Genomic DNA, 20,510 nt, shown 5'->3' with positions numbered 1-20,510 from the left:
GTAGGGCAGGCTTGACACCATGCTGACGATCGGACGGCTGGCGTCCTACGCCGGGGTGACCATCCGGGCCGTACGGCACTACCACCAGATCGGGCTCCTCCCGGAACCGGAACGCGACGCCTCCGGCTACCGGACGTACGACGCCGCCGCGGTGGTGCGGCTGATCCGGATCCGGACCCTCGCCGAGGCCGGCGTCCCGCTGAGCCGGGTCCGCGAGCTGCTCGACGCCGACCCGGCGACGTTCGCCGCCGCCACCACCGAGATCGACCACCAGTTACGGGCCCAGATCCGGGCACTCCAGGAGCACCGACGGCGGATCGCCAGGCTCCGTGACGGTGACACCCTCGCCGTCCCCGCCGAGGTGGTCGACTATCTGGACCGGCTCCGCGCCGCCGGGGTGCCACCGGTCGCCGTCGAGGGCGAACGCGACGGGTGGATCCTGATGGCGGCCCGGTGGCCGGACGCGATCCCGGCGATGATGGCCGACAAGGTGGCCCAGCTCGACAACCCCCAGGTCGTCCAGTTCTACCGGCTGATCGGACGGATCGCCGAGAACTGGCAGGACGAGGAACTGCTGCACGAGACGGCGGACCTGATGGCCGAGATGTTCGCGCAGGCGGAAGCCGCCGGAAAGCTCGACATGCAGAAGGAGGTCACCCCCGACCCCGCGTTCGTCCGGTTGATGGACTCGTTCGCCGACGCGGCCCATCCCGTCGTCCGGCGGCTGCGCAGGCTGGTCGCCGACCGGGGGTGGACCGGCTGGACCGTCGTCGAGAAGCGCCGGCCCTGAGCCGCCCGCCGGGCGGTGACGCAGCCGGTCCGGACGACACCGCCCGGCCGGCACCCGCCGCCGCCCGGCTGCTGCCCCGCCGCCCGGCTGCTGCCCCTGCCACTCGACGGCGGGGGCGGCGGTCAGCCCTTCTCCAGGTACTCCGCGCGCTCCTCGTCGACCAGGGCGGCGACCGAGGCCGCCAGCGCCGGGTGCCGCGCCAGCGCCGGATCCTCCTCGACCAGGACGAGTGCCTCGGCGCGGGCGTCCCGGATCAGGTCGGCGTCGCGCAGCAGGGACAGCAGCCGCAGGTGCGAGCGGCGACCGGACTGGCTCGCCCCCAGCACGTCGCCCTCCCGGCGCTGCTCCAGGTCCAGCTCGGCCAGCTTGAAGCCGTCGGTGGTGGAGGCGACCGCGTCCAGCCGCTCCCGCGCCGACGAGCCCTCGGCCGCCTCGCTCACCAGCAGGCAGAGCCCAGGGGCCGTACCCCGACCGACCCGGCCCCGGAGCTGGTGCAGCTGCGAGACACCGAACCGGTCGGCGTCCAGCACGATCATCACGGTGGCGTTGGGCACGTTGACGCCCACCTCCACCACCGTCGTGGCGACCAGCACGTCCAGGTCGCCGTCGGCGAAGGACCGCATCACCGCGTCCTTCTCGTCGGCGGGCAGCCGGCCGTGCAGGACGCCGATCCGCAGCCCGCGCAGCGGCCCCTCGGCGAGCAGCGGCGCCACCTCGGTCACCGCCAGCGGCGGGCGTCGTCCGTTGTCGTCCTCGCGGGGCGGCTCGTCCTCGTCCGCCGGCCCCTCACCGATCCGCGGGCACACCACGTAGGCCTGGTGACCGGCGTCGACCTCCTCGCGGACCCGCCGCCAGGCCCGGTCCAGGAAGGCCGGTTTCTCGGCCACCGGCACCACGTGCGAGGCGATCGGGGACCGGCCCTGCGGCAACTGGGACAGGGTGGAGGTCTCCAGGTCGCCGTAGACGGTCATCGCCACCGTGCGCGGGATCGGGGTGGCGGTCATCACCAGCACGTGCGGCGGCTGGTCGGCCTTGGACCGCAGCGCGTCGCGCTGCTCGACGCCGAAGCGGTGCTGCTCGTCGACCACCACCAGGCCGAGGTCGGCGAAGTCGACCCCCTCGTAGAGCAGGGCGTGGGTGCCGAGCACGATGCCGGCCCGCCCCCCGGCGACCTCCGCGAGCGCCCGGCGGCGGGCCGCCGCGCCCAGCGAACCGGTGACCAGCTCCACCCGGGTCGCGTCGTCGGCCGCACCCAGCTCACCGGCCTGCGCCAGCGGGCCGAGCAGGTCGAGCATGCCCCGGTGGTGCTGGGCGGCGAGCACCTCGGTCGGGGCGAGCAGGGCCGCCTGCCCGCCCGCGTCGACCACCTGGAGCATCGCCCGCAACGCCACCACGGTCTTGCCCGAGCCGACCTCGCCCTGCAACAGCCGGTGCATCGGGTGCGGAGTGGCCAGGTCGGCGGCGATCTCGACGCCGACGTCCCGCTGCCCCGGGGTCAGCTCGTAGGGCAGCCGGGCGTCGAACGCGTCGAGCAGGCCGCCCGCCTTCGCCGGGCGCGGCGTGGCCGGCCAGGACGCGGCCCGCAGCTTGCGCTGGACCAGGGTGAGCTGCACCGCGAACGCCTCGTCCCAGGTGAGCCGGCGGCGGGCCCGGTACAGCCCCTCCTTGCTGGAGGGCCGGTGGATCTCCCGCAGCGCGGTGCCGATGCCGACCAGCTTCCGGTCGACCCGCATCGACGCCGGCAGCGGATCGTCCGGCATGGTGACGGTGTCCAGCACCACCCGGACGCACCGGGCGATCACCCAGGTCGGCACGGCGGCGGCGGCCGGGTAGACCGGGATCAGCGCCCCGGCGAACTCCTCGACCTCCTCCGAGGCCGCCACCTCACCCTCGCCCCCCTCGCCGAGCAGGACGTACTCCGGGCCGTTGAGCTGCCGCTTGCCCCGGAACTCGGTGACCTTGCCGGCGAACAGTCCCCACCGGCCGGGGCGCAGCTCCCGCTCCCGCCAGGCCTGGTTGCCGAAGAAGGTGAGCGTCAGCGTCCCGCCGGAGTTGTCGCCGACGGTCACCTCCAGCAGGTTGCCCCGCCGCTGGCGCATCGGTCGGACCGCCGTGCGCTGCACCTGGGCCAGCACGGTGACCTGCTCACCGACGTCCAACGAGCGGATGTCGGTGTGCTCGCCACGCTCGTCGTAGCGGCGCGGGAAGTGGTAGATGAGGTCACCGGCGGTGTGCAGGTCGAGGTGACCGGCGAGCGCCTTGGCGGTCTTCTCCCCCACCAGCTTCGACAGCGCGGTGTCGACCGTGGCCGGCTCGGTCGTCGTCATTCGACCCCCACCAGGAGCGGATAGTGCGGTTGCCCGCCCGGGTACGCCTGGACCTCGACGAACGGCCAGCGCTGGCCGATGTGCGCCCGGACCGCCTCGGCGAGACCGGTCGGGGCGTCCGCGCCGGTGAGCAGGGTGACCAGCTCCCCGCCGCCGCCGAGCATCCGGTCGACCACGGCGGCGCAGGTGTCGACCAGGTCGCTGCCGATCAGGTGCACCTCCCCCTCGACCAGGGCCAGCACGTCACCGGGGCGGCACGGGCCGGCGACGGTCAGCGCCTCCCGGCTGGCGCGGCACACCTCGGCGTACCGGCAGGCGCCGGCCGCCTCGGCCATCGCGATGACGTCGTCGGCGAACCGGCGCTGCGGATCCCGGACGGCGAGCGCGGCCAGCGCCTGCACCGGCGAGCGGGTCGGCACCACGCTGACCTTCACCCCGAGCCGGTGCGCCTCCCGGGCCGCGGCGCTCGCCACCGCCTGGGTGTCCGGGTCGTTGGGGAGCACCACCACCCGGGCGGCGGCGGTGGCCCGGATCGCGTCCAGCAGTTCGCCGGTGGACGGGTTGCCCGGCACCACCGTCGCCCCCTCCGCGCCGAACAGCTCGGCGATGCCGGCCCCGGCCGCGACGACCACGGCGGCCCGGCTCCCGGGGGCGGGCACGGACCGGAGGTCGGCGGCGGGCACGACCCCGGCGGCGGTCCGCTCGGCACCGGGGGCGGGCACGGCATCGGGGGCGGCGGTCTGGTCGGCGAAGCGGGTCACCGAGATGCGGTACGGCCTCCCGGCGGCCACCCCGGCCTCGACGGCCGCCCCGACGTCGTTGACGTGGACGTGCACGTTCCAGGTGGTGGACTCCGCGGGTGAGCCCGCGTCGCCGACCACCACCAGCGAGTCGCCCAGCGTGGCCAGGGTGGCGCGGAGCCGGGTCACCGCCTCGTGCGGGGCGTCGAGCAGGAACTGCACCTCGTAGGCGTACTCGGGGGAGCCGGTCTCCCGGACGCCGGTCAGCGGCGGGCGGGCCGGGCGGACCACCGGCGTCGGCTCGGGCGGGGACTCCCCCGTGACCACCTCGACCAGCGCGTCGAGCAGCAGGCAGAGCCCCCGGCCCCCGGCGTCGACCACACCGGCGTGGGCCAGCGCGGGGAGCTGTTGCGGGGTGCGGGCGAGCGCGTGGGTGGCCGCTGCGGCGGCGGCCCGCGCCACCGCGCGCAGGTCGTCGCTGTCGGCCTGCTCGGCGGCGGTCGCGGCGGCGGCGACCACGCTGAGCACGGTGCCCTCGACCGGCCGGGCCACCGCGGCGTAGGCGGCGGTGGTGGCGGCGCGCAGCGCGGCGGCGAGCGCCCGGCCGGCGACGGTGGGCACGCCGCCGAGCGTGTCGGCGAGGCCGCGCAGGATCTGCGAGAGGATCACCCCGGAGTTGCCCCGGGCACCGAGCAGCGCGCCCCGGGCCAGCAGCCGCAGCGCGTGGCCGTGCGCGGTGGTGCCGTCCCCGGGCAGGGTGCCGAGGTCCATCGCCAGCGCCTGCTGGGCCGAGGTGAGGGTGAGCACGAGATTGGTGCCGGTGTCCCCGTCGGGGACGGGGTAGACGTTGAGTTCGTCGATCTCGCCCTGGTGCCGGCGCAGCGCGGCGAGACCGCTGGCGCACCAGTGGCCCACCGCGGCGGCGTCGAGGGTGTCCGGCACGGCCAGAAGCCTACTGGCGGTGGCCGACACCCGCCGGGGTCGGCCGGCGTGTCCCCGCGTCCCGGGCCGGTTGGTCCGGCCCGGGGTCCATCGGGTAACCTGACCAGGTTGTCCGGGCAGCGCCTGCCGGCGACCTCATGAACGTATCAATCTCAGGAGTATCCCGTGGCTAGCGTGTGCGACGTCTGTGGCAAGGGGCCGGGCTTCGGCCACAACGTGTCCCACTCGCACCGGCGGACCAACCGCCGCTGGAACCCGAACATCCAGTCGGTGCGTACCCCGGCCGGTGGCGGCAACACCAAGAAGCTCAAGGTCTGCACCTCGTGCATCAAGGCCGGCAAGGTCACCCGCGCCTGACCCGGTAGCACCGCCGCCGCTTCAGCTCCGACCGGTACCGGCGGGCCATCACGGCCCGCCGGTACTGTCGTGTGCCCGGCGGCGGTCAGAGCACCCGGCCGAACGACAGGCAGCCGGGTGCGTCGGCGTAGTAGCCGAAGTTGGGGATCCGCTCGTACCCGGCCGAGGTGTACAGGGCGATCGCCTCGGGCTGCCGGTCACCGCACTCCAGGATGAGCCGCTTGCGTCCGTGCCGGCGGGCCGACTCCTCGACGGCGGTCAGCACCGCGCGGGCCACCCCGCGTCCCCGGACACCCGGCGCGGTGTACATCCGTTTCAGCTCGGCGCTGTCCTCGCCGTGGCTGCGCCACCCCGCGCAGCCGACCGGCTCGCCGTCGAGGCGGGCGACGAGGAAGTCGCCGTCCGGCGGTGCGAACTCGGCCGCCTCGACGGGGGTCTCGTCGCCGGTGCCGCCGTACCGGGCGCTCAGGTCGGCCATGGTCGCCCGGATCAGCGTCTGCGCCACCGGCGAGTCGAAGCCGGCCGGACTGATCTCGATCTCACTCACGGGGTGAAGGGTACGACCGCCCCTTACCGGAAGTGGTCCCAGCCGGCCGGTCCGTCGTGCGCGTCACCGTCGACGGTCACCCCCGCGCCCTCGGCCACCCGGCCCACCGCCCGCCACGACGGGGGCAGGGCCACCGCCGGGGGGAAGGTGGCGACCAGGGCATGGTCGTCGCCACCGGTCAGGATCCAGGTGTACGGGTCGACGCCGAGCGCCCGCGCGGCGTCGGCGAGTTGGCGGGGCACCTCGAAGGCGTCCCGACGCAGGTCGACGCCGACGCCGCTGGCCCCGGCCAGGTGCCCCAGATCGGCCAGCAACCCGTCCGAGACGTCGATCATGGCGGTCGCCCCGAGCCGGGCGGCCTCCGGTCCGGCCGGGTAGGGCACCTCCGGCCGCCGGTACGCCTCGACCAGCAGGCGCGGGGTCCGGAAGCCCCGGGAGAGCACGGTCAGCCCGGCGGCGGCCCACCCGGTCCGGCCGGCGAGCGCCACCACGTCGCCCGGTCGCGCCCCGGAGCGGACCACCGGCGCCCGGCCGCCCAGGTCACCGAGGGCGGTCACCGCCACGGTCAGGGTCGGGCTGGCCGACATGTCCCCGCCGACCACCCCCGCGTCGACCAGCGCCGCCTCGGCGGCCAGCCCGTCGGCCAGCTCCTCCGCCCAGGCGGTGTCCAGGTCGGTGGGGGCGCAGAGGGCCACCAGCAGGGCGGTGGGGGTGGCGCCCATCGCGGCGATGTCGGCGAGGTTGGCCGCCGCCGCCCGGTGTCCGACGTCCCGGGCGCTCGACCAGTCCCGCCGGAAGTGCCGCCCCTCGACCAGCACGTCGGTGGAGGCGACCACCCGCCGGTCGGGGGTGGCCACCACGGCGGCGTCGTCACCCGGCCCGAGCAGGCACGACGATCCGTACGTCAGCCGGGCGGTGACCCGGTCGATGAGGCCGAACTCGCCGACGTCCGCGACACCCATGTCTTCCTTCCGACACCCTCGCTAGCTGCTTGTCCGTGACCACCGATAGGGATCACGCCTGCTCCGTAGGGTATTTTCACCCTTCGGGCCGCCCCCGGCGGCGACGGACGGAGGTCGAGTCGTGGTACAGGCGTACATCCTCATCCAGACCGAGGTGGGCCGGGCGCGGGACGTGGCCGGTCTGATCGCGGACCTTACCGGCGTGGTACGCGTCGACGCCGTCACCGGGCCGTACGACGTGGTCGTCCTCACCGAGGCGAACACGGTCGACGAACTGGGCAAACTGATCGTCAGCAACGTGCAGATGGTGCCCGGCATCACCCGCACCCTCACGTGTTCGGTGGTGCGCCTGTAAGTGGACGAGAAGACCTCCTCCCCGCAGAATCCGACCGACGCCGCGCCCGCCGCCGACCGGGCGACCGGGGCACCCACGACCGCCGACCGGGCACCCGGACGGCTGCCCGACGGGTCGGCCGCCGACGGCCGGCGGGCCGGCTGGGACCGGTCGACCCGGCGGGCCGCGGTGCTCGCCACCCTGGTCGCCGTCCCGGTGACGGTGGCCGTGGCGGGCTTCACCGTCGCGCGGCTGTCCCCGGAGCCACCGGCCGCCGCACCGAGCCCGTCGCCGACGAGCCTGCGCCCCCAGTCCGGCGCTCCGGTCGAGATGGCCGCCCCGGTGCTGGCCGGGCGGCCCGGTGTGGTGTGCCGTGCCCTGGTGTCGCAGTTGCCGGCCACCGTCCGGGAACTGGCCCAGCGTCCGGTGACCGCCGGTGCCGAGCAGAACGCCGCGTACGGCGACCCGGCGTTGACGGTGGCCTGCGGCGGTCCCGAGCCGACCATCGAGCCCACCGCCGACGTCTGGACCGTCAACCGGGTGTGCTGGTACGCCGCCGAACGGCCGGACGCCACGGTGCTCACCACCCTCGACCGGGAGACCGCGGTCACGGTGACGGTGCCCCGGGCGTACGAGGGGCCGTTGCAGTGGCTCAGCCCCATCTCCGACGTGGTGGTCGCCTCCGTGCCGTCCGGCGGCGACAGCCCGGCCGGCTGCCGCGACTGAGGTCGTCCCACCGCACTCCGGTCCGGCCGTGGACGGCGAAAACCGTTTGACCGCACCGATAATCTGATCCTCCGTACCTGCGGCTGACCGTGGGTGGCGAGGGGGCCCGCCCCCTCGCCCCCAGGAGCCCCCGTGCGCCGGACGCCCGCTCTCCCGTTCCTCCTCGTCACCGTCTTCCTGGACATGCTCGGGCTCGGCCTGATCGTGCCGATCGTGCCGGCCCTGCTGACCGCCGTCACCGAGGACGCCGCCGCCGCTGTCCGCTGGTCCGGCCTGCTCGGCTCGACCTACGGCCTGTTGCAGTTCGTCGTCTCGCCGCTGCTCGGGCGGCTCTCCGACCGGTACGGCCGGCGGCCGGTCCTGCTCGTCTCGCTGGGCTGTCTCGGCGTCGACTGGTTGGTGCACGCGGTCTCGCCCGACCCGTGGACGCTGCTGCTGTCCCACGCCCTCGCCGGTGCGTGCGCCGGCACCGGCACCGTGGTCAACGCGTATCTCGCGGACGTCACCGCACCCGAGGCACGGGCCCACGCGTACGGCCTGGTCGGTGCCGCGTTCGGGCTCGGCTTCGTCGCCGGCCCGACCGTCGGCGGCCTGCTCGGCACCGTCGACGTGCGACTGCCGTTCCTCGCCGCGGCGGCGCTGTCCTTCGCCAACGTCGGATACGGATGGTTCGTGCTGCCCGAGTCGCGGCCCGGTGACCGGAGGACCCCGCTGACCCTGCGGACGGCGAACCCGGTGGGCGCCATCCTCGTCGTCCTGCGTCGGCCGGTGCTCGGACGCCTCGCGTACGCCCGGTGCTGCGCCGATGTCGCCCGGATGACCCACCAGTCCACCTGGACGTTCTTCCTCACGCACCAGTTCGCCTGGGGCACTGCGCGGGTCGGCGTCGTGCTCGCGGCGGGGGCGCTCGCCGGGGCACTGTTCCAGGCCGGGGCGGTCGGGCCGATCGTGCGCCGGCTCGGGGACAGGCGGGCCGCGGTGGTCGGTGGCCTGTTCGGCGTCGCCGCGCTGGCGGGTACGGCGTTCGTGAGCACGCCCTGGCTGCTCTACCTGCTTCAGGCGGCCGGCGTGCTCGGCTCGGTGGGTGGTGCCGCCGCGCAGGCGTGGCTCTCCCGGCTGGTCCGGCCCGACGAGCAGGGCACCGTGCAGGGGGCGTTGACCGGGATCGGGGCCGCCGCCGAGACGGTGGTGCCCGTCGCGGCCGGGGCGGTGTTCGCCTGGTCGCTGACGTACGCGGCACCGGGGCTGGTCCTCCTCGGCGCGGCGGTCTTCGCGGCCGGGTCGACGCTCCTGCTGGCGACGACGCCCGACCGGCGGCGATGGTGACCCGCGCGGCGGAAAGCGGCCGGGAAATGCGCACGGTCGGGTGGCGCTCGACCCCTTCCGTCGACCCGTGGCCCGCCGATCCGGGGGTGGTTCGGGCTGTTCGGCGTCCGCTGTTCCCTGTCCGGTCCCGCCGACGGTTGACCGCCGCGCACCCCCACTTCTGCATTTGCGTCCCGTGGAAGTTCCATCGGCAGCGATCGGGCGCACCCGGAACGACCCGGCCGAAATCCTGATTGGCGAATCAGCGAAGCCCTTCCGGTGGACGGAAATCGGCAAGTCACGGCACCGGGAACGGAGCACGGTGGCACCGGTCGACTCCCCCGGCCACCGCCGCGACATTCGTCATTCACGAACAGGTCCGCCGGATGAACTGTCGAAGAAATTCGACATTCCCCACGATCTGCGGTCGATCATGCGATTTGCCCGACAAAAGACAGGCAGGAGCGCCAGTCACCACAATCAATATGGCTTTCACCTGGGAAAACACCTGGAGATCCGCTGCATGGGCTTCCCAAAGCAACCAAAACCCATCACGCCGGCCAAAGGGACGGGTCCGCGATCGGCTGATCGGTGGGCCAGCATGGACTGATCGGCCACACTTGTCGCTCGTCAATTGCCGCAGCCCGAGCGAATGGCCGACCCGATCGGACGTTCACCCCCACCCGACGACCACATTCTGGACGCCGCCGGCTACGTCGCTGTGAAGCGAACGTGAATGCCGTGTTTCAGCACCCCGGGGAAAGAGCACGTCAGCACACCCGGCACCACATGACTCGCCTTCACGGTCGCCGGAAAACACGTTACCGGAAGTCACCTTCGCAGGTACGGCGCTAACATCCGATCACGCTTGCGTCAATGCTCCACATGCGACAGGATCTAGCGCGGAATCCGGACGCGTAATTGCTAGCCTTCGATGGCAACCCCGCAGTCCATACAGGATCGCGGCATTGTTCGTCTCCTCATCGGAGGTCACCCACATGGTCCACACCGGACCTGCGCGTCCGCGCGCGAAACGACTCGCCCTCGCCGGGCTGACCGCACTCACGGTCCTGCTCGGCACCCAGACTCCGGGCCTCGCCCAGCCGGCCGCGCCGAGCGCGGCGGCCCAGCCGCCGAGCGCACCCGGTCTCGGTCAGGTCGCGAGCAAGAAGGAGGCCCGGCCCGGCCCGCTGCCCACCCGGTCCGGCACCGTCAAGGTCGCCCCGTCCCGGTCGGCCGCGCGCAGCGGCGGCGTCGGCACCCAGGCGATCAACGACAAGGTCGCGCTGAGGTCGCTGATCCTGGCCACCGACCCGACGGACTTCGGCGTGGCCACGCTCACCACCACCCTCAACCGGGTCGGTGCCAGCTACGACATCCTGTACACCACGACGCAGACGCTCTCGCCGAGCACGCTGGTCGACGGCAACGGGGTGGGCAAGTACAACGCGGTCCTGCTCACCAACAGCATGCAGCTCTACGAGTCGGGCGGGAACTACCTCAGCGGCCTGACCAGCACCGAGTGGAACACCCTCTGGTCCTACGAGCGCAACTTCGCGGTGCGTCAGGTCGCCCTCTACACCAGCTACGGCACCTGGCCGGAGGACTACTGCCTCAACTCCGCCGGGGAGGGCGCGGTCGGCGAGACGCCGCTGCCCGTCTCGCTGACCAGCAGCGGCGCGGCGGTCTTCGACTACCTCAAGAGCACCGCCCAGATCCCGATCACCCAGTCGTACGTCTACCGCACCTCGATCCGGGCCGGCTGCAACGCCCAGGCCCTGATGACCAACGGCTCCGACGTGCTGGCCGTGAGCACCACCTCGACCGACGGCCGGGAGCGGATCGCGCTGACCTTCACCGCGAACCAGTACCTCCTCCACGCCGACCTGCTGGTCTACGGCCTGGTCCGGTGGGCGACCAAGGGCCTGTTCCTCGGTGAGCAGAAGCACCACCTCAACGTCGACATCGACGACTGGTTCGCCGCCTCGGCCCACTACATGGCCGACGGCACCGTCGACTACGGCCCCGTCGTCCGGGTCACCGGGCACGACGCGGTCAACCTCGACGCCAAGCAGACCGCGCTGCGCACCGCGCACCCGCTGGCCTCGGGCTTCACCTTCAACATCCCCTACAACGGCGCGCAGATCGACCCGTTCGCCGGCAGCGCGTGCAGCCCGAACGGCGACGCCAACACCCTCACCGCCACCACGAAGTGCCTGAAGGACAACTTCCGGTGGATCAACCACACGTTCAGCCACCCCGCGCTGAACACCACGGACTACGCCACCAACCACGAAGAGATCTCCGAGAACCAGACCGCGGGCAACGCCATCGGGCTGAACCCGCCGGCCACCGTGCTGAAGACCCCCGAGTACTCCGGTCTCGGTGTCTACAACAACTCCAGCGGTGTGCTCACCGACCACGGCCTCGCCGCGTCCAACCCGGACCTGATCGAGGCGGCGGCGGATCTCGGCATCACCACGGTGGCCGGCAACATGTCGTTCGCCAGTCACGTGCCGGCGAACTTCAACGGCTCGACCGCGCACCCGCTGGACCCGAGCATCGCGGTGGTGCCGTGCTGGCCGACCAACATCGCCTACCACACCACCAACCAGGCGGAGGAGGCGCACTTCTACAACTCCTTCTACGGCCCGAACGGCGCCTTCCCGTACTGGCCGACCGACCGCACCTACGCCCAGGTCCTCGACTACGAGTCCACCGTGGGCCTGCAGCACGTGTCGTCCGGCTCGATCTACTCGCACACGTTCCACATCGCCAACGTGCGTGACTACGGCTCGGGCGACACCCTGCTCACCGACTGGGTCGACGCCGTGCTGACCAAGTACGAGTCGTTCTACGCGGTGCCGCTGCTGAACTCGGCGTGGACCGACATCGCCGCCTACACCAGGACCCGGACGGCCCACTTCGCGGCGCTGAGCGCCGGGGCGTCGGCGGTCTACGACCGGACCACCGGGGAGATCACGGTGACCTCGCCGGCCGCCGGCTCGCTGCAACTCGGTGGCGTGGCCGCGTCCACCACCGGCGCCGGCACCTACGGCACCGACGTCACCGTCCCGGTGACGCTGGCGGCCAACACCGCCGTGACGTTCACCGCCGCTCCCCGCGTGTAGCGCGGGACGGCTCAGACAAGCACAGAGGAACGGGGGGAACCGGTGCGGATCGCGCTGGTCTCGGAGGGCACCTACCCGTACGCGATGGGTGGGGTGAGCATCTGGTGCGAACAGCTCATCCGAGGAATGCCGGACTACCGGTGGGAGGTCGTGGCGCTCACCGTGGACGGCACCGAGGAGCCGGTGTTCGACCGACCGGCGAACCTCGACCGCGTGCACTCGATCCCGTTGTGGGGCGGCCGGGCAACCGGCCGCCCCCGGCGGGGCCGGGGCGTGCTGGTCCCGTCCGGTCGGCCTGGGGCGGAGTTCGTCGAGTCCTACGAGGTGTTCCTGCGGGCGCTGGTCACCCCCCTGGAGTCGACCCGCTCCCAGGCCGGCGCGGTCAACCGCAGCACCTTCCTGCTCGCGCTGCGCGGCATGTTCGAGTACGCGGCCGGCGGCGGCGACCTGAGCGCGGCCCTGCTCTCCAACGAGGCGCTACGGATGATGCTGGAGGCCTGGCACACCCTGCGCGTCGAGGAGACCGGTCCCGCGCCCACCGTCGCCGACGCGCTGGAGGCGGCCTGGCTCATCTCGCACATGCTCCGGCCGTTGAGCGCGCCACCGGTACGCGCCGACATCGTGCACTCGTCGATGAACGGCCTCGCCACCCTCGTCGGGATGGCCGCCACCTGGACGTACGGCACCCCGCTGGTGCTCTCCGAACACGGCATCTACCTGCGCGAACGCTACATCTCCTACCTGCACGACGACGCGCCGCACCCGGTCCGAGTGCTGGTGCTGAGCTTCTTCCGCTCGCTGGCCGGCGCGGCCTACCTGATCACCGGCGCGCTCGCCCCGCACTCGCAGTACAACCGACGCTGGCAGTTGCACAACGGCGCGGACCCCGACCGGATGTGGACGATGTACAACGGCGTCGACCCGGACGAGTTCCCGCCCGCCGCCGGTGAGCCGGACGTGCCGACCATCTCGTTCATGGGCCGGATCGACCCGCTCAAGGACCTGCACACGCTGATCCGGGCGTTCGCGCTGGTCCGGACGGAGATCCCCGAGGCCCGGCTACGCATCTTCGGCGGCACGCCGGCCGCCAACAAGGTCTACCACGAGAGCTGCGAGGCGCTGATCGACGAACTCGGGCTGACCGGGCACGCGGTCCTGGAGGGGCGGGTCGGCAACGCCGTCGAGGCCTATCACGCGGGCAGTCTGGTGGCGCTGACCAGCATCTCCGAGGGCTTCCCCTACACGGTGGTGGAGGCGATGGCGTGCGGGCGGCCCACCGTGTGCACCAACGTGGGCGGGGTCGCCGAGGCGGTCGGCGACACCGGGTTCGTGGTCGCGCCGCGTGACGTCACCGCGATCGCCGACGCCTGCGTACGCATGCTGAAGGACCGGGAGATGCGGCTCCGGCTCGGGGCGGACGCCCGCGCCCGGGTGTTGGAGAAGTTCACCCTGCAACGCTCGTTGCAGGCGTACCGCGACATCTACGAGCGGCTCGCCGAGCCCCGCACGGCGTCCCCCGCTCCGAAGCACCTGCGTGGTCAGGCCCAGGGGTGGGTCCGGGTGCCGAACCGGACGACCCGGCCCGGGGTGGCGGCGGTCACCGCCCGGCCGGTGGCGACCCCTGTCCCCGCCCGGCCGGAGGTGGCACCCGCCGCCCGGTCCGAGGCCACCCCCGCCCGGTCCCAGGCCACCCCGGCCACCGCCCGGCCGGAGATGGCACCCGCCACCCGACCGGAGATGGCACCCGCCGCCCGCGCGGAGGCGGCACCCGCCGTCTGGCCGGGGGCCGCCCCGGTCACCGCCCGGGTGCCCCGGCAACGGGGGCCGGAACAGTACTCGTCCGCCGCGTACCGGTCCCGTCACGACCCGAACTCGTCCGGCCCCGACCTGCCGCCCGCCCCCGGCCCGGACCCGGACGACGAGCCGACCATCATGATGCGCACCACCGGTGGTCGCTGATGACCGACGCCCACGACCCGGACGTCACCGATCCGTTGTTCCGCCCCGTCGCCACCATCACCACCGACGCGGGAGCCGACACCGACCGGCCGGACGGACCCGAACGCACCATCCTGCTGCCCCGGATCTCCACCGACCCGGTCGACGACCTGGTCGAACGGGTCCGTCCCCAGCTCGCCCGCGCGGTGGACGCGCTCCAGGTCGCCGCCGCCCTGGAGGCCGACGGGCACACCGACCGGGGTGCCCAGGTGGAGTACGGCTACCGCGACGTCTTCGTCCTCGCCTCGGAGGTGTTCCGGCGGCTGGGGCCGGCCCCGGCGGCCGACGACCGGGCCGCCACCGTGTCACGGCCCGCCACCGACCGCCGGGGTGACCTGCGGACGATCTCGCACGGCCTGCTGTACGTGCTGCCGAGCGCCGCGTTCCCGGCGGTGCTGGCGGTCGTGGGTCGACCGGGCCTGGTGCTCGGCATGATCCTGGCCGGCACGGTGGGGTGGATCTGGTCGGGGGTGGCCGCCCACGCGGCGTTCCGCCTGCTCGGCCTGGGTCGGGTCCGGTCGGCCAGCCGGCTGCTGCGGATCGCCGCGCTGACCGCGCCCCTGCTCGGCGCGGTGGCCGGCGCCGTGCTGCTGCCGTACGGCGGCCTGCCGCTCGCCGTGATGATGGTCTTCCAACTGACCTACCAGTTGGCGAGCACGCTGTTGCTGTTCCACCGTCGGGAGTGGTGGCTGGCGGCGGCGATGCTCCCGGCGGTGCTGTCCGGCGCGGTCTTCCTGCTCGACGGGGGCGCGACGGCCCGGCTCTGGGCGGTCGGCGGGGCGGTCCTCGGCGTGCTGGCCAGCCTCGCCGCCGGACTCTGGGCCACCCGGGAGGCCGTCCGGACCGACGAGCGGGCGTCCCGGGAACCGCTGTGGCCGTCCGCGCCCCGGCTGCTCGGCGTCGCCGGCTACGGGCTCTGCTCGGCGGTGCTGCTCTTCCACGCGCAGGCGCCCTACCTGCTGGGCCGGCTGGACATCGCGGCGGCGGCGGTGCCGCTGATCCTGTCCATGGGGTTCGTCGAGTGGCGGACCGGCCGGTTCTGGGCGAGCGGGGTCGCGCTGTCCCGGCGGGCCCGGGTTCCGCGCGGCTTCGTCGCCGGGATCTGGCGCACCATCGGCCGGGAGGTCGCCGCCTGTCTGGCGGTGCCGGCGGTGCTCGGGCTGGTGCTGGTCGTCGTGCTCGCCCGCCTGGGCCAGCTCTCGACGGCCGGGGTCGTGATGACCGCCGCGCACGTGGGCCTCGCCGGGGCGTACTACCTGGCGTTCCTGCTGGTCGGTCGGGGCCGGTACGGCTGGTTGTGCCTGTCCATGGCGGTCGTGGTCGTGCTGCACGTCGGTCTCGGCGCGCTGCTCGGCGTGGCTCCGCTGTTCGGGCAGGGCGACGACCCGGTCGCCGACACCTCGCTGTACCTGGGCGGCGTGCTGCTGCTCCAGGTGTTGTTCGCGCTCGGTCTCGTTCCGGTGATCGGGCAGGTTCGGCACTACCGATAGTCCACTCGAGACCTATGGGGAGGTCCGGTTGCACGCGGTGATTCTTGCCGGCGGCAAGGGGGTGCGGCTGAAGCCGTACACCACGACGCTGCCGAAGCCCCTGATGCCGATCGGGGACAGTCATTCGATCCTGCAGATCGTGCTCGACCAGCTCGCCTCGTGCGGGTTCACCTCGGTGACCCTGGCGATCAACCATCTCGGCCCGCTGATCAGGGCGTTCGTCGGGGACGGCAACCGGTGGGGGCTGGCCATCGACTACATCGAGGAGGACCGGCCGCTGTCGACGGTCGGCCCGTTGTTCGCCCTGAAGGACCGGCTGCCCGACGAGTTCCTGGTGATGAACGGCGACATCCTCACCGACCTCGACTACGGCGACCTGCTGCGCGACCACCAGCTCTCCGGGGCCGGGCTGACCCTGGCGACCTCCGAGCGGGTGCACCGGATCGACTTCGGCGTGCTCGACGTGGACGCCGGGCGGGTCGTCGGGTTCCGGGAGAAGCCGGCGCTGCGCTACCCGGTGAGCATGGGCGTCTACGGGATGTCCCGCCGGACGCTCGACCCCTACCAGGCCGGGCTGGCCCTCGGCTTCGACCAGTTGGTGCTGGATCTGCTGGCGGGCGGCGACCCGCCCCGGACGTACCCGTTCGACGGTTTCTGGCTGGACATCGGCCGGCCGGAGGACTACGACGAGGCGAACCGCTCGTTCCCCCAGCTCAAGCCGATCCTGTTGCCGAACCGCCCACGGCCGGTGGAGGTGGCCGTCGGCGAGCCGGTGGCGTCCGTCGGCGAGCCGGTGCTGGCCGTCGGCGAGCCGGTGGCGGCCGGTGACGGGCCGCTGGTCGTCCCGGACCTGTCGGGTGTCGTGCGGGCCGGGGAGCTGACGTGACGCGGGTCCTGCTGTTCGGGGCGTCCGGGTTCATCGGCGGGCACGCCCGCGACGCCCTGGCGGCGGATCCCCGGGTGACCGAGGTGGTGTGTCCGGGCCGGGCGACCTACGACCTGCTCGGCGGTGACGTGGCGGGGCTCGCGGCGCTGCTGCGCGAGGTAGCCCCGGACGCGGTGGTCAGTTGCGTGGGCGCGCTGACCGGTTCCGCCGGGGAACTCGTCACCGCCAACACGCTGGTCGCGGCGAAACTGCTGGAGGCGACCGCCGAGGCGGCGCCGCAGGCCCGGCTGGTCCGGCTCGGCTCGGCCGGCGAGTACGGGCCGCTGCCGCAGCGCGTGCCGGTCACCGAGGAGCTGCCGGCCCGGCCGGTCAGCGCGTACGGCGTGAGTCACCTGGCCGGGACCAGGCTGTTCCAGCTCGCCGGGGAGGCCGGGCAGGTCGACGCCGTGTCGCTGCGGGTCTTCAACCCGATCGGCCCCGGCATGTCGCAGGAGAACCTGCTCGGTCGGGCGGCGGCCCGGATCCGGGCCGCGCTGGCCGAGGGGGCCGGCGAGATCACCCTGGGTCCGCTGTCGGCGTACCGGGATTTCGTCGACGTGCGGGACCTCGCCGCGCTGATCGCGGCGGCGACGCTGGCGTCCACCCTGCGGCACCGGGTCCTCAACGCGGGCAGCGGCCGGGCGGTCACCGCCCGCCAGGCGGTCGCGCTGCTGGCCGACGCGGCGGGCTACGACGGCGCGATCCACGAGGTCGGCGTCGGGCCGCAGCGCTCGCAGGCGGTCGACTGGATCCAGGCCGACATCGGCCGGGCCCGCGACGAGCTGGGCTGGTCGCCGGTGCGCGACCTGGCGACGTCGATCAAGGACATCTGGGCCGCCGGCGACGCACGGTGAGCCGGGCGGCCCACTTCCCATCACGACACACCCGCAACACGAGAGGACACCGGAGAAGATGAGTATGAAGATCGGAGTCGTGGGCCTGGGCTACGTGGGGCTCACCCTCACCGCCGCCCTCGCCGACAAGGGCTTCACGGTGTACGGCGCGGACGTGTCGCCGGCGGTGCTGGACGCGCTCTCCCACGGCCGCCCGCACATCTTCGAGCCCGGCATCGAGGACGTCTTCGCCGCCCACCTCGGCACGAGCATCCACGTCGCCGCCGACCTGCCCAAGGACACCGTCGACGTGGCGGTGATCAGCGTGTCGACGCCGGTGGACAACATGACCCACCGGCCCAACCTGGCGAACCTGGCCGCCGCCGCCCGGGTGGTGGCCGCGAGTTGCCGCCCGGACACCCTGGTGGTGGTGCGCAGCACGGTGCCGGTCGGCACCAGCCGTCGGGTGGTGCTGCCGGAACTCCAGGCCGCCTGGGGCGAGCGGGTGAAGCTGGTGATGGCCCCGGAGCGCACCATCCAGGGCCAGGCGCTGCGGGAACTCGTCGAGCTGCCGCAGGTCATCGGCGGTCTGGACGACGAGAGCCTCGCCGCCGGGATCGCGTTCTTCAACGGGTTGGTACGCAGCGTCGTCCCGGTCTCCGGGCTGGAGACCGCCGAGCTGGTGAAGCTGTCGAACAACTGCCACACCGACCTGATCTACGCGTTCGGCAACGAGATCGCGCTGATCGCCGAGCGGCACGGCCTCGACCCGCTGGAGGTGATCCGGGCGACGAACGTCGACTACCCGCGTCCGGATCTCGCCAAGCCCGGGTACGTGGGCGGCGGCTGCCTCTCCAAGGACCCGTACATCATGATCGACAGCGCGGGTGACCGGCGGCCGTTCCTGGTCGGCAAGGCCCGGCAGCTCAACGAGTACCTGCCGATCCACGTCGGTGAGACCGTGGTCCGGATGCTGATCGAGGCGCGGGGGCGCAGCCTCGGCGCCCGCCTGGCGGTGCTCGGCTGGGCCTACAAGGGCTGGCCGGCCACCGACGACATGCGGGGTACCCCGATCGAGCCGATGATGCGGCTCTTCTCGGCCGCCGGGATCACCGTCCTCGGGCACGACCCGATGGTCAGCGACGACGTGATCCGGCAGTACGGCGGCGAGCCGGTCAGCCTGGACAAGGCGTTCACCGAGGCGGACGCCGTACTGATCATCAACGACCACCCGGACTACCGGGCGTTGCGGGTGCCGGAGGTGCTCGGCGCGACGCCCCCGGCGTTCGTCTACGACTCGTGGCGGGTGCTCGACGGCGACGCGGTGATGGCCGCCGGGGTGCGGTACGCCGGACTCGGTTACCTGCCGCCCGCGCCGACCGGTCCGGGCGACGACGGTGCCGCGGCGGGCGCGTCGACCAGCCAGGCGGTGTCGGCATGAGGGCGCTGCTGCTCGGCGGGGCCGGGTTCATCGGCCTGCACCTCGCCCGCCGGCTCGTCGCCGACGGGCACCAGGTGACGATCGTGGACGACTTCTCCCGGGGCCGGGACGACGCCGATCTCGACCGGCTGCGTGCCGATCCGGCGGTGCGGGTGGTCTCCGGCGATCTGACCAGCCCGGACACCTGGGCCGCCCTGCCCACCGGCTGGGACCAGATCTACCTGCTCGCCGCCGTCGTCGGGGTGCGCAACGTGGAGCAGGACCCGGCCCGGGTGATCCGGGTCAACACCCTCTCCGCGCTGCACCTGCTCGACTGGGTGGCCCCGGGTGAGCGGGTCTTCTTCGCCTCCACCAGCGAGGTCTACGCCGGGGGCGTGACCGCCGGGGTGGTGCCGGTGCCGACGTCCGAGACGGTGCCGGCGATGATCTCCGACGTCGCGGCCCCCCGCTTCGCGTACGCGGCCAGCAAGCTGCTCGGTGAGGCCGCCTTCCTGCACACGGCCCGCGCCAAGGGCTTCGAGACCGTGGTGGGCCGGTTCCACAACGTGTACGGCCCCCGGATGGGCGCCGACCACGTCATCCCGGAGATGTCGCTGCGCGCCCTGCGCGGGGCGGATCCGTTCCCGGTCCCCGGCGCCGACCAGTACCGGGCGTTCTGCCACGTCGACGACGCGGTCGAGGCGATGCTGCGGCTGATGGCCACCCCGGCCGCCGCCGGTCAGCTCGTGCACATCGGCAACGACCGGGAGGAGACCAACATCGGTGACCTGGCCAAGCTGGTCCTGCGGGTGGCCGGGGTGAGTCCCGCCATCGCCCCCGGGAGCGCGCCGCCGGGGTCGGTCGCCCGGCGCTGCCCGGACCTGTCCCGGCTGCGGGAGCTGACCGGCTACGAGCCGGGCGTCAGCCTGGAGGAGGGGGTACGCAGCACGTTCGCCTGGTACCGGGAGCACGGGTGGACGTGACGAGCCGGCGTCCCATCTGCTTCTACTACGGTGACGGTCGGCTGCCCGAACTCACCAGGTACGTGCGGGTGGTCCTGCAACCGGCGTTCTACCGGACGGCCGAGCTGCGCTACCTCGCCGAGCAGGACGTGCAGACGCTCGGCTACCTGTCGTTGTCGGAGGACCAGGGGCCACCCGCGCCCTGGCAGCGGCAGGAACGCAACCCGGACTGGGGCGGCGCGTTCGTCCACGTCGACCACCCGCTCTGGGTGGCGCACGTGGTCGAGCAGGCGAAGCAGGCCATCGCGCAGGGCTTCGCGGGGCTCTTCCTGGACACGCTCAACGTCGAGCTGACCTTCCCGGAGGACGTGCCGCACCTGCTGACCCTGGTCGCCGCGATCCGGGAGGAGGCCGCGCCGGCGTACCTGCTGGCGAACCGGGGGTTCGGCATGCTGCCCCGGCTGGCCGAGATCGTGGACGGGATCGTCTTCGAGTCGTTCTCGGCCCGCTGGACCGACCAGGGGTACGCCCCGTGGCCGCCCGACGTGCTGGAGTTCCACGCCCAGATCGCCGAGCAGCTGCTCCAGTTGGAGCTGGACCTCTACAGCCTCGACTACGCCGACAGTCAGGGGCTGGCCGATTTCGCCGAGCGCCGGGCCCGCCAGTTCGGGCTCCAGTCCTCGGTCAGCGACCGCGCCCTGTCCCGCACCTGACAGGGCGG

General features: G+C 73.3%; 18 protein-coding genes. 14 read left to right on the top strand and 4 right to left on the bottom strand.

Annotated features, from left to right (window positions below):
• The first annotated feature begins 19 nt into the window (after positions 1–19).
• Positions 20–790 carry a MerR family transcriptional regulator gene (locus O7612_RS08145; RefSeq protein ID WP_282271886.1) on the top strand — a complete coding sequence of 257 codons (771 nt, stop codon included), beginning with the start codon at positions 20–22 and terminating at the stop codon, positions 788–790.
• 122 nt (positions 791–912) lie between these two features.
• Here the strand turns inward: O7612_RS08145 and recG are convergent, their stop codons facing one another.
• Together recG and O7612_RS08135 are read right to left on the bottom strand one after the other, a co-directional pair.
• On the bottom strand, positions 913–3,117 hold the full coding sequence (recG, locus tag O7612_RS08140; protein WP_282271884.1) for an ATP-dependent DNA helicase RecG: 2,205 nt from the start codon (positions 3,115–3,117) through the stop codon (positions 913–915).
• The gene (locus O7612_RS08135) at positions 3,114–4,799 is read right to left on the bottom strand and encodes a DAK2 domain-containing protein (RefSeq protein WP_282271882.1); all 1,686 of its coding nucleotides are present in this window, start codon (positions 4,797–4,799) and stop codon (positions 3,114–3,116) included. Before O7612_RS08135 ends, recG begins: the two co-directional genes overlap by 4 nt.
• A 165-nt stretch (positions 4,800–4,964) precedes the next feature.
• Here O7612_RS08135 and rpmB point away from each other — a divergent pair, with 165 nt between their 5' ends.
• On the top strand, positions 4,965–5,156 hold the full coding sequence (gene rpmB / locus O7612_RS08130) for a 50S ribosomal protein L28 (protein ID WP_011905179.1): 192 nt from the start codon (positions 4,965–4,967) through the stop codon (positions 5,154–5,156).
• Positions 5,157–5,241: 85 nt separating this feature from the next.
• Here rpmB and O7612_RS08125 read toward each other — a convergent pair whose 3' ends face one another.
• Both O7612_RS08125 and O7612_RS08120 read right to left on the bottom strand, forming a co-directional pair.
• Positions 5,242–5,703 carry a GNAT family N-acetyltransferase gene (locus O7612_RS08125; protein WP_282271880.1) on the bottom strand — a complete coding sequence of 154 codons (462 nt, stop codon included), beginning with the start codon at positions 5,701–5,703 and terminating at the stop codon, positions 5,242–5,244.
• A gap of 23 nt (positions 5,704–5,726) precedes the next feature.
• A complete protein-coding gene (locus O7612_RS08120) occupies positions 5,727–6,665 on the bottom strand; it encodes a thiamine-phosphate kinase (protein WP_282271878.1) in 939 nt (312 codons plus the stop codon).
• A 121-nt stretch (positions 6,666–6,786) separates the two neighbouring features.
• Between O7612_RS08120 and O7612_RS08115 the strand changes: the two genes are divergently transcribed.
• The 12 genes from O7612_RS08115 (at position 6,787) to O7612_RS08060 (ending at position 20,502) form a co-directional block, all read left to right on the top strand.
• Positions 6,787–7,020: an Lrp/AsnC ligand binding domain-containing protein gene (locus O7612_RS08115; RefSeq protein WP_067305404.1), complete on the top strand. Its 234-nt coding sequence runs from the start codon at positions 6,787–6,789 to the stop codon at positions 7,018–7,020.
• A 102-nt stretch (positions 7,021–7,122) separates the two neighbouring features.
• Positions 7,123–7,725 (top strand): DUF3515 family protein, encoded by a 603-nt coding sequence (locus O7612_RS08110; protein ID WP_282273838.1) that lies wholly within the window; start codon positions 7,123–7,125, stop codon positions 7,723–7,725.
• 132 nt (positions 7,726–7,857) lie between these two features.
• Positions 7,858–9,051: an MFS transporter gene (locus O7612_RS08105; RefSeq protein WP_282271876.1), complete on the top strand. Its 1,194-nt coding sequence runs from the start codon at positions 7,858–7,860 to the stop codon at positions 9,049–9,051.
• 175 nt (positions 9,052–9,226) lie between these two features.
• A complete protein-coding gene (locus O7612_RS08100; RefSeq protein WP_282271874.1) occupies positions 9,227–9,640 on the top strand; it encodes a hypothetical protein in 414 nt (137 codons plus the stop codon).
• A gap of 388 nt (positions 9,641–10,028) precedes the next feature.
• Positions 10,029–12,161 (top strand): hypothetical protein, encoded by a 2,133-nt coding sequence (locus tag O7612_RS08095; RefSeq protein ID WP_282271873.1) that lies wholly within the window; start codon positions 10,029–10,031, stop codon positions 12,159–12,161.
• Positions 12,162–12,203: 42 nt separating this feature from the next.
• A complete protein-coding gene (pelF, locus tag O7612_RS08090; RefSeq protein WP_282271872.1) occupies positions 12,204–14,120 on the top strand; it encodes a GT4 family glycosyltransferase PelF in 1,917 nt (638 codons plus the stop codon).
• Positions 14,120–15,649, top strand: coding sequence for a hypothetical protein (locus O7612_RS08085; protein WP_282271871.1), 1,530 nt, complete (start codon positions 14,120–14,122; stop codon positions 15,647–15,649). Before pelF ends, O7612_RS08085 begins: the two co-directional genes overlap by 1 nt.
• A gap of 37 nt (positions 15,650–15,686) precedes the next feature.
• The gene (locus O7612_RS08080; RefSeq protein WP_282273837.1) at positions 15,687–16,535 is read left to right on the top strand and encodes a nucleotidyltransferase family protein; all 849 of its coding nucleotides are present in this window, start codon (positions 15,687–15,689) and stop codon (positions 16,533–16,535) included.
• The gene (locus O7612_RS08075; protein WP_282271870.1) at positions 16,532–17,428 is read left to right on the top strand and encodes an NAD(P)-dependent oxidoreductase; all 897 of its coding nucleotides are present in this window, start codon (positions 16,532–16,534) and stop codon (positions 17,426–17,428) included. The genes O7612_RS08080 and O7612_RS08075 overlap by 4 nt, the downstream gene beginning before the upstream one ends.
• 64 nt (positions 17,429–17,492) lie before the next feature.
• The gene (locus O7612_RS08070) at positions 17,493–18,848 is read left to right on the top strand and encodes a nucleotide sugar dehydrogenase (RefSeq protein ID WP_282271869.1); all 1,356 of its coding nucleotides are present in this window, start codon (positions 17,493–17,495) and stop codon (positions 18,846–18,848) included.
• Positions 18,845–19,810, top strand: a complete 966-nt coding sequence (locus O7612_RS08065; protein ID WP_282271867.1) for an NAD-dependent epimerase/dehydratase family protein — start codon at positions 18,845–18,847, stop codon at positions 19,808–19,810. Before O7612_RS08070 ends, O7612_RS08065 begins: the two co-directional genes overlap by 4 nt.
• Positions 19,801–20,502 carry a hypothetical protein gene (locus O7612_RS08060; protein ID WP_231932753.1) on the top strand — a complete coding sequence of 234 codons (702 nt, stop codon included), beginning with the start codon at positions 19,801–19,803 and terminating at the stop codon, positions 20,500–20,502. Before O7612_RS08065 ends, O7612_RS08060 begins: the two co-directional genes overlap by 10 nt.
• The last annotated feature ends 8 nt before the right edge of the window (positions 20,503–20,510 follow it).

Origin of the sequence: Micromonospora sp. WMMD987 (assembly GCF_029581435.1) — a bacterium.
Classification (GTDB): domain Bacteria; phylum Actinomycetota; class Actinomycetes; order Mycobacteriales; family Micromonosporaceae; genus Micromonospora; species Micromonospora rifamycinica.
This window is presented reverse-complemented; position numbering and strand designations above follow the sequence as displayed.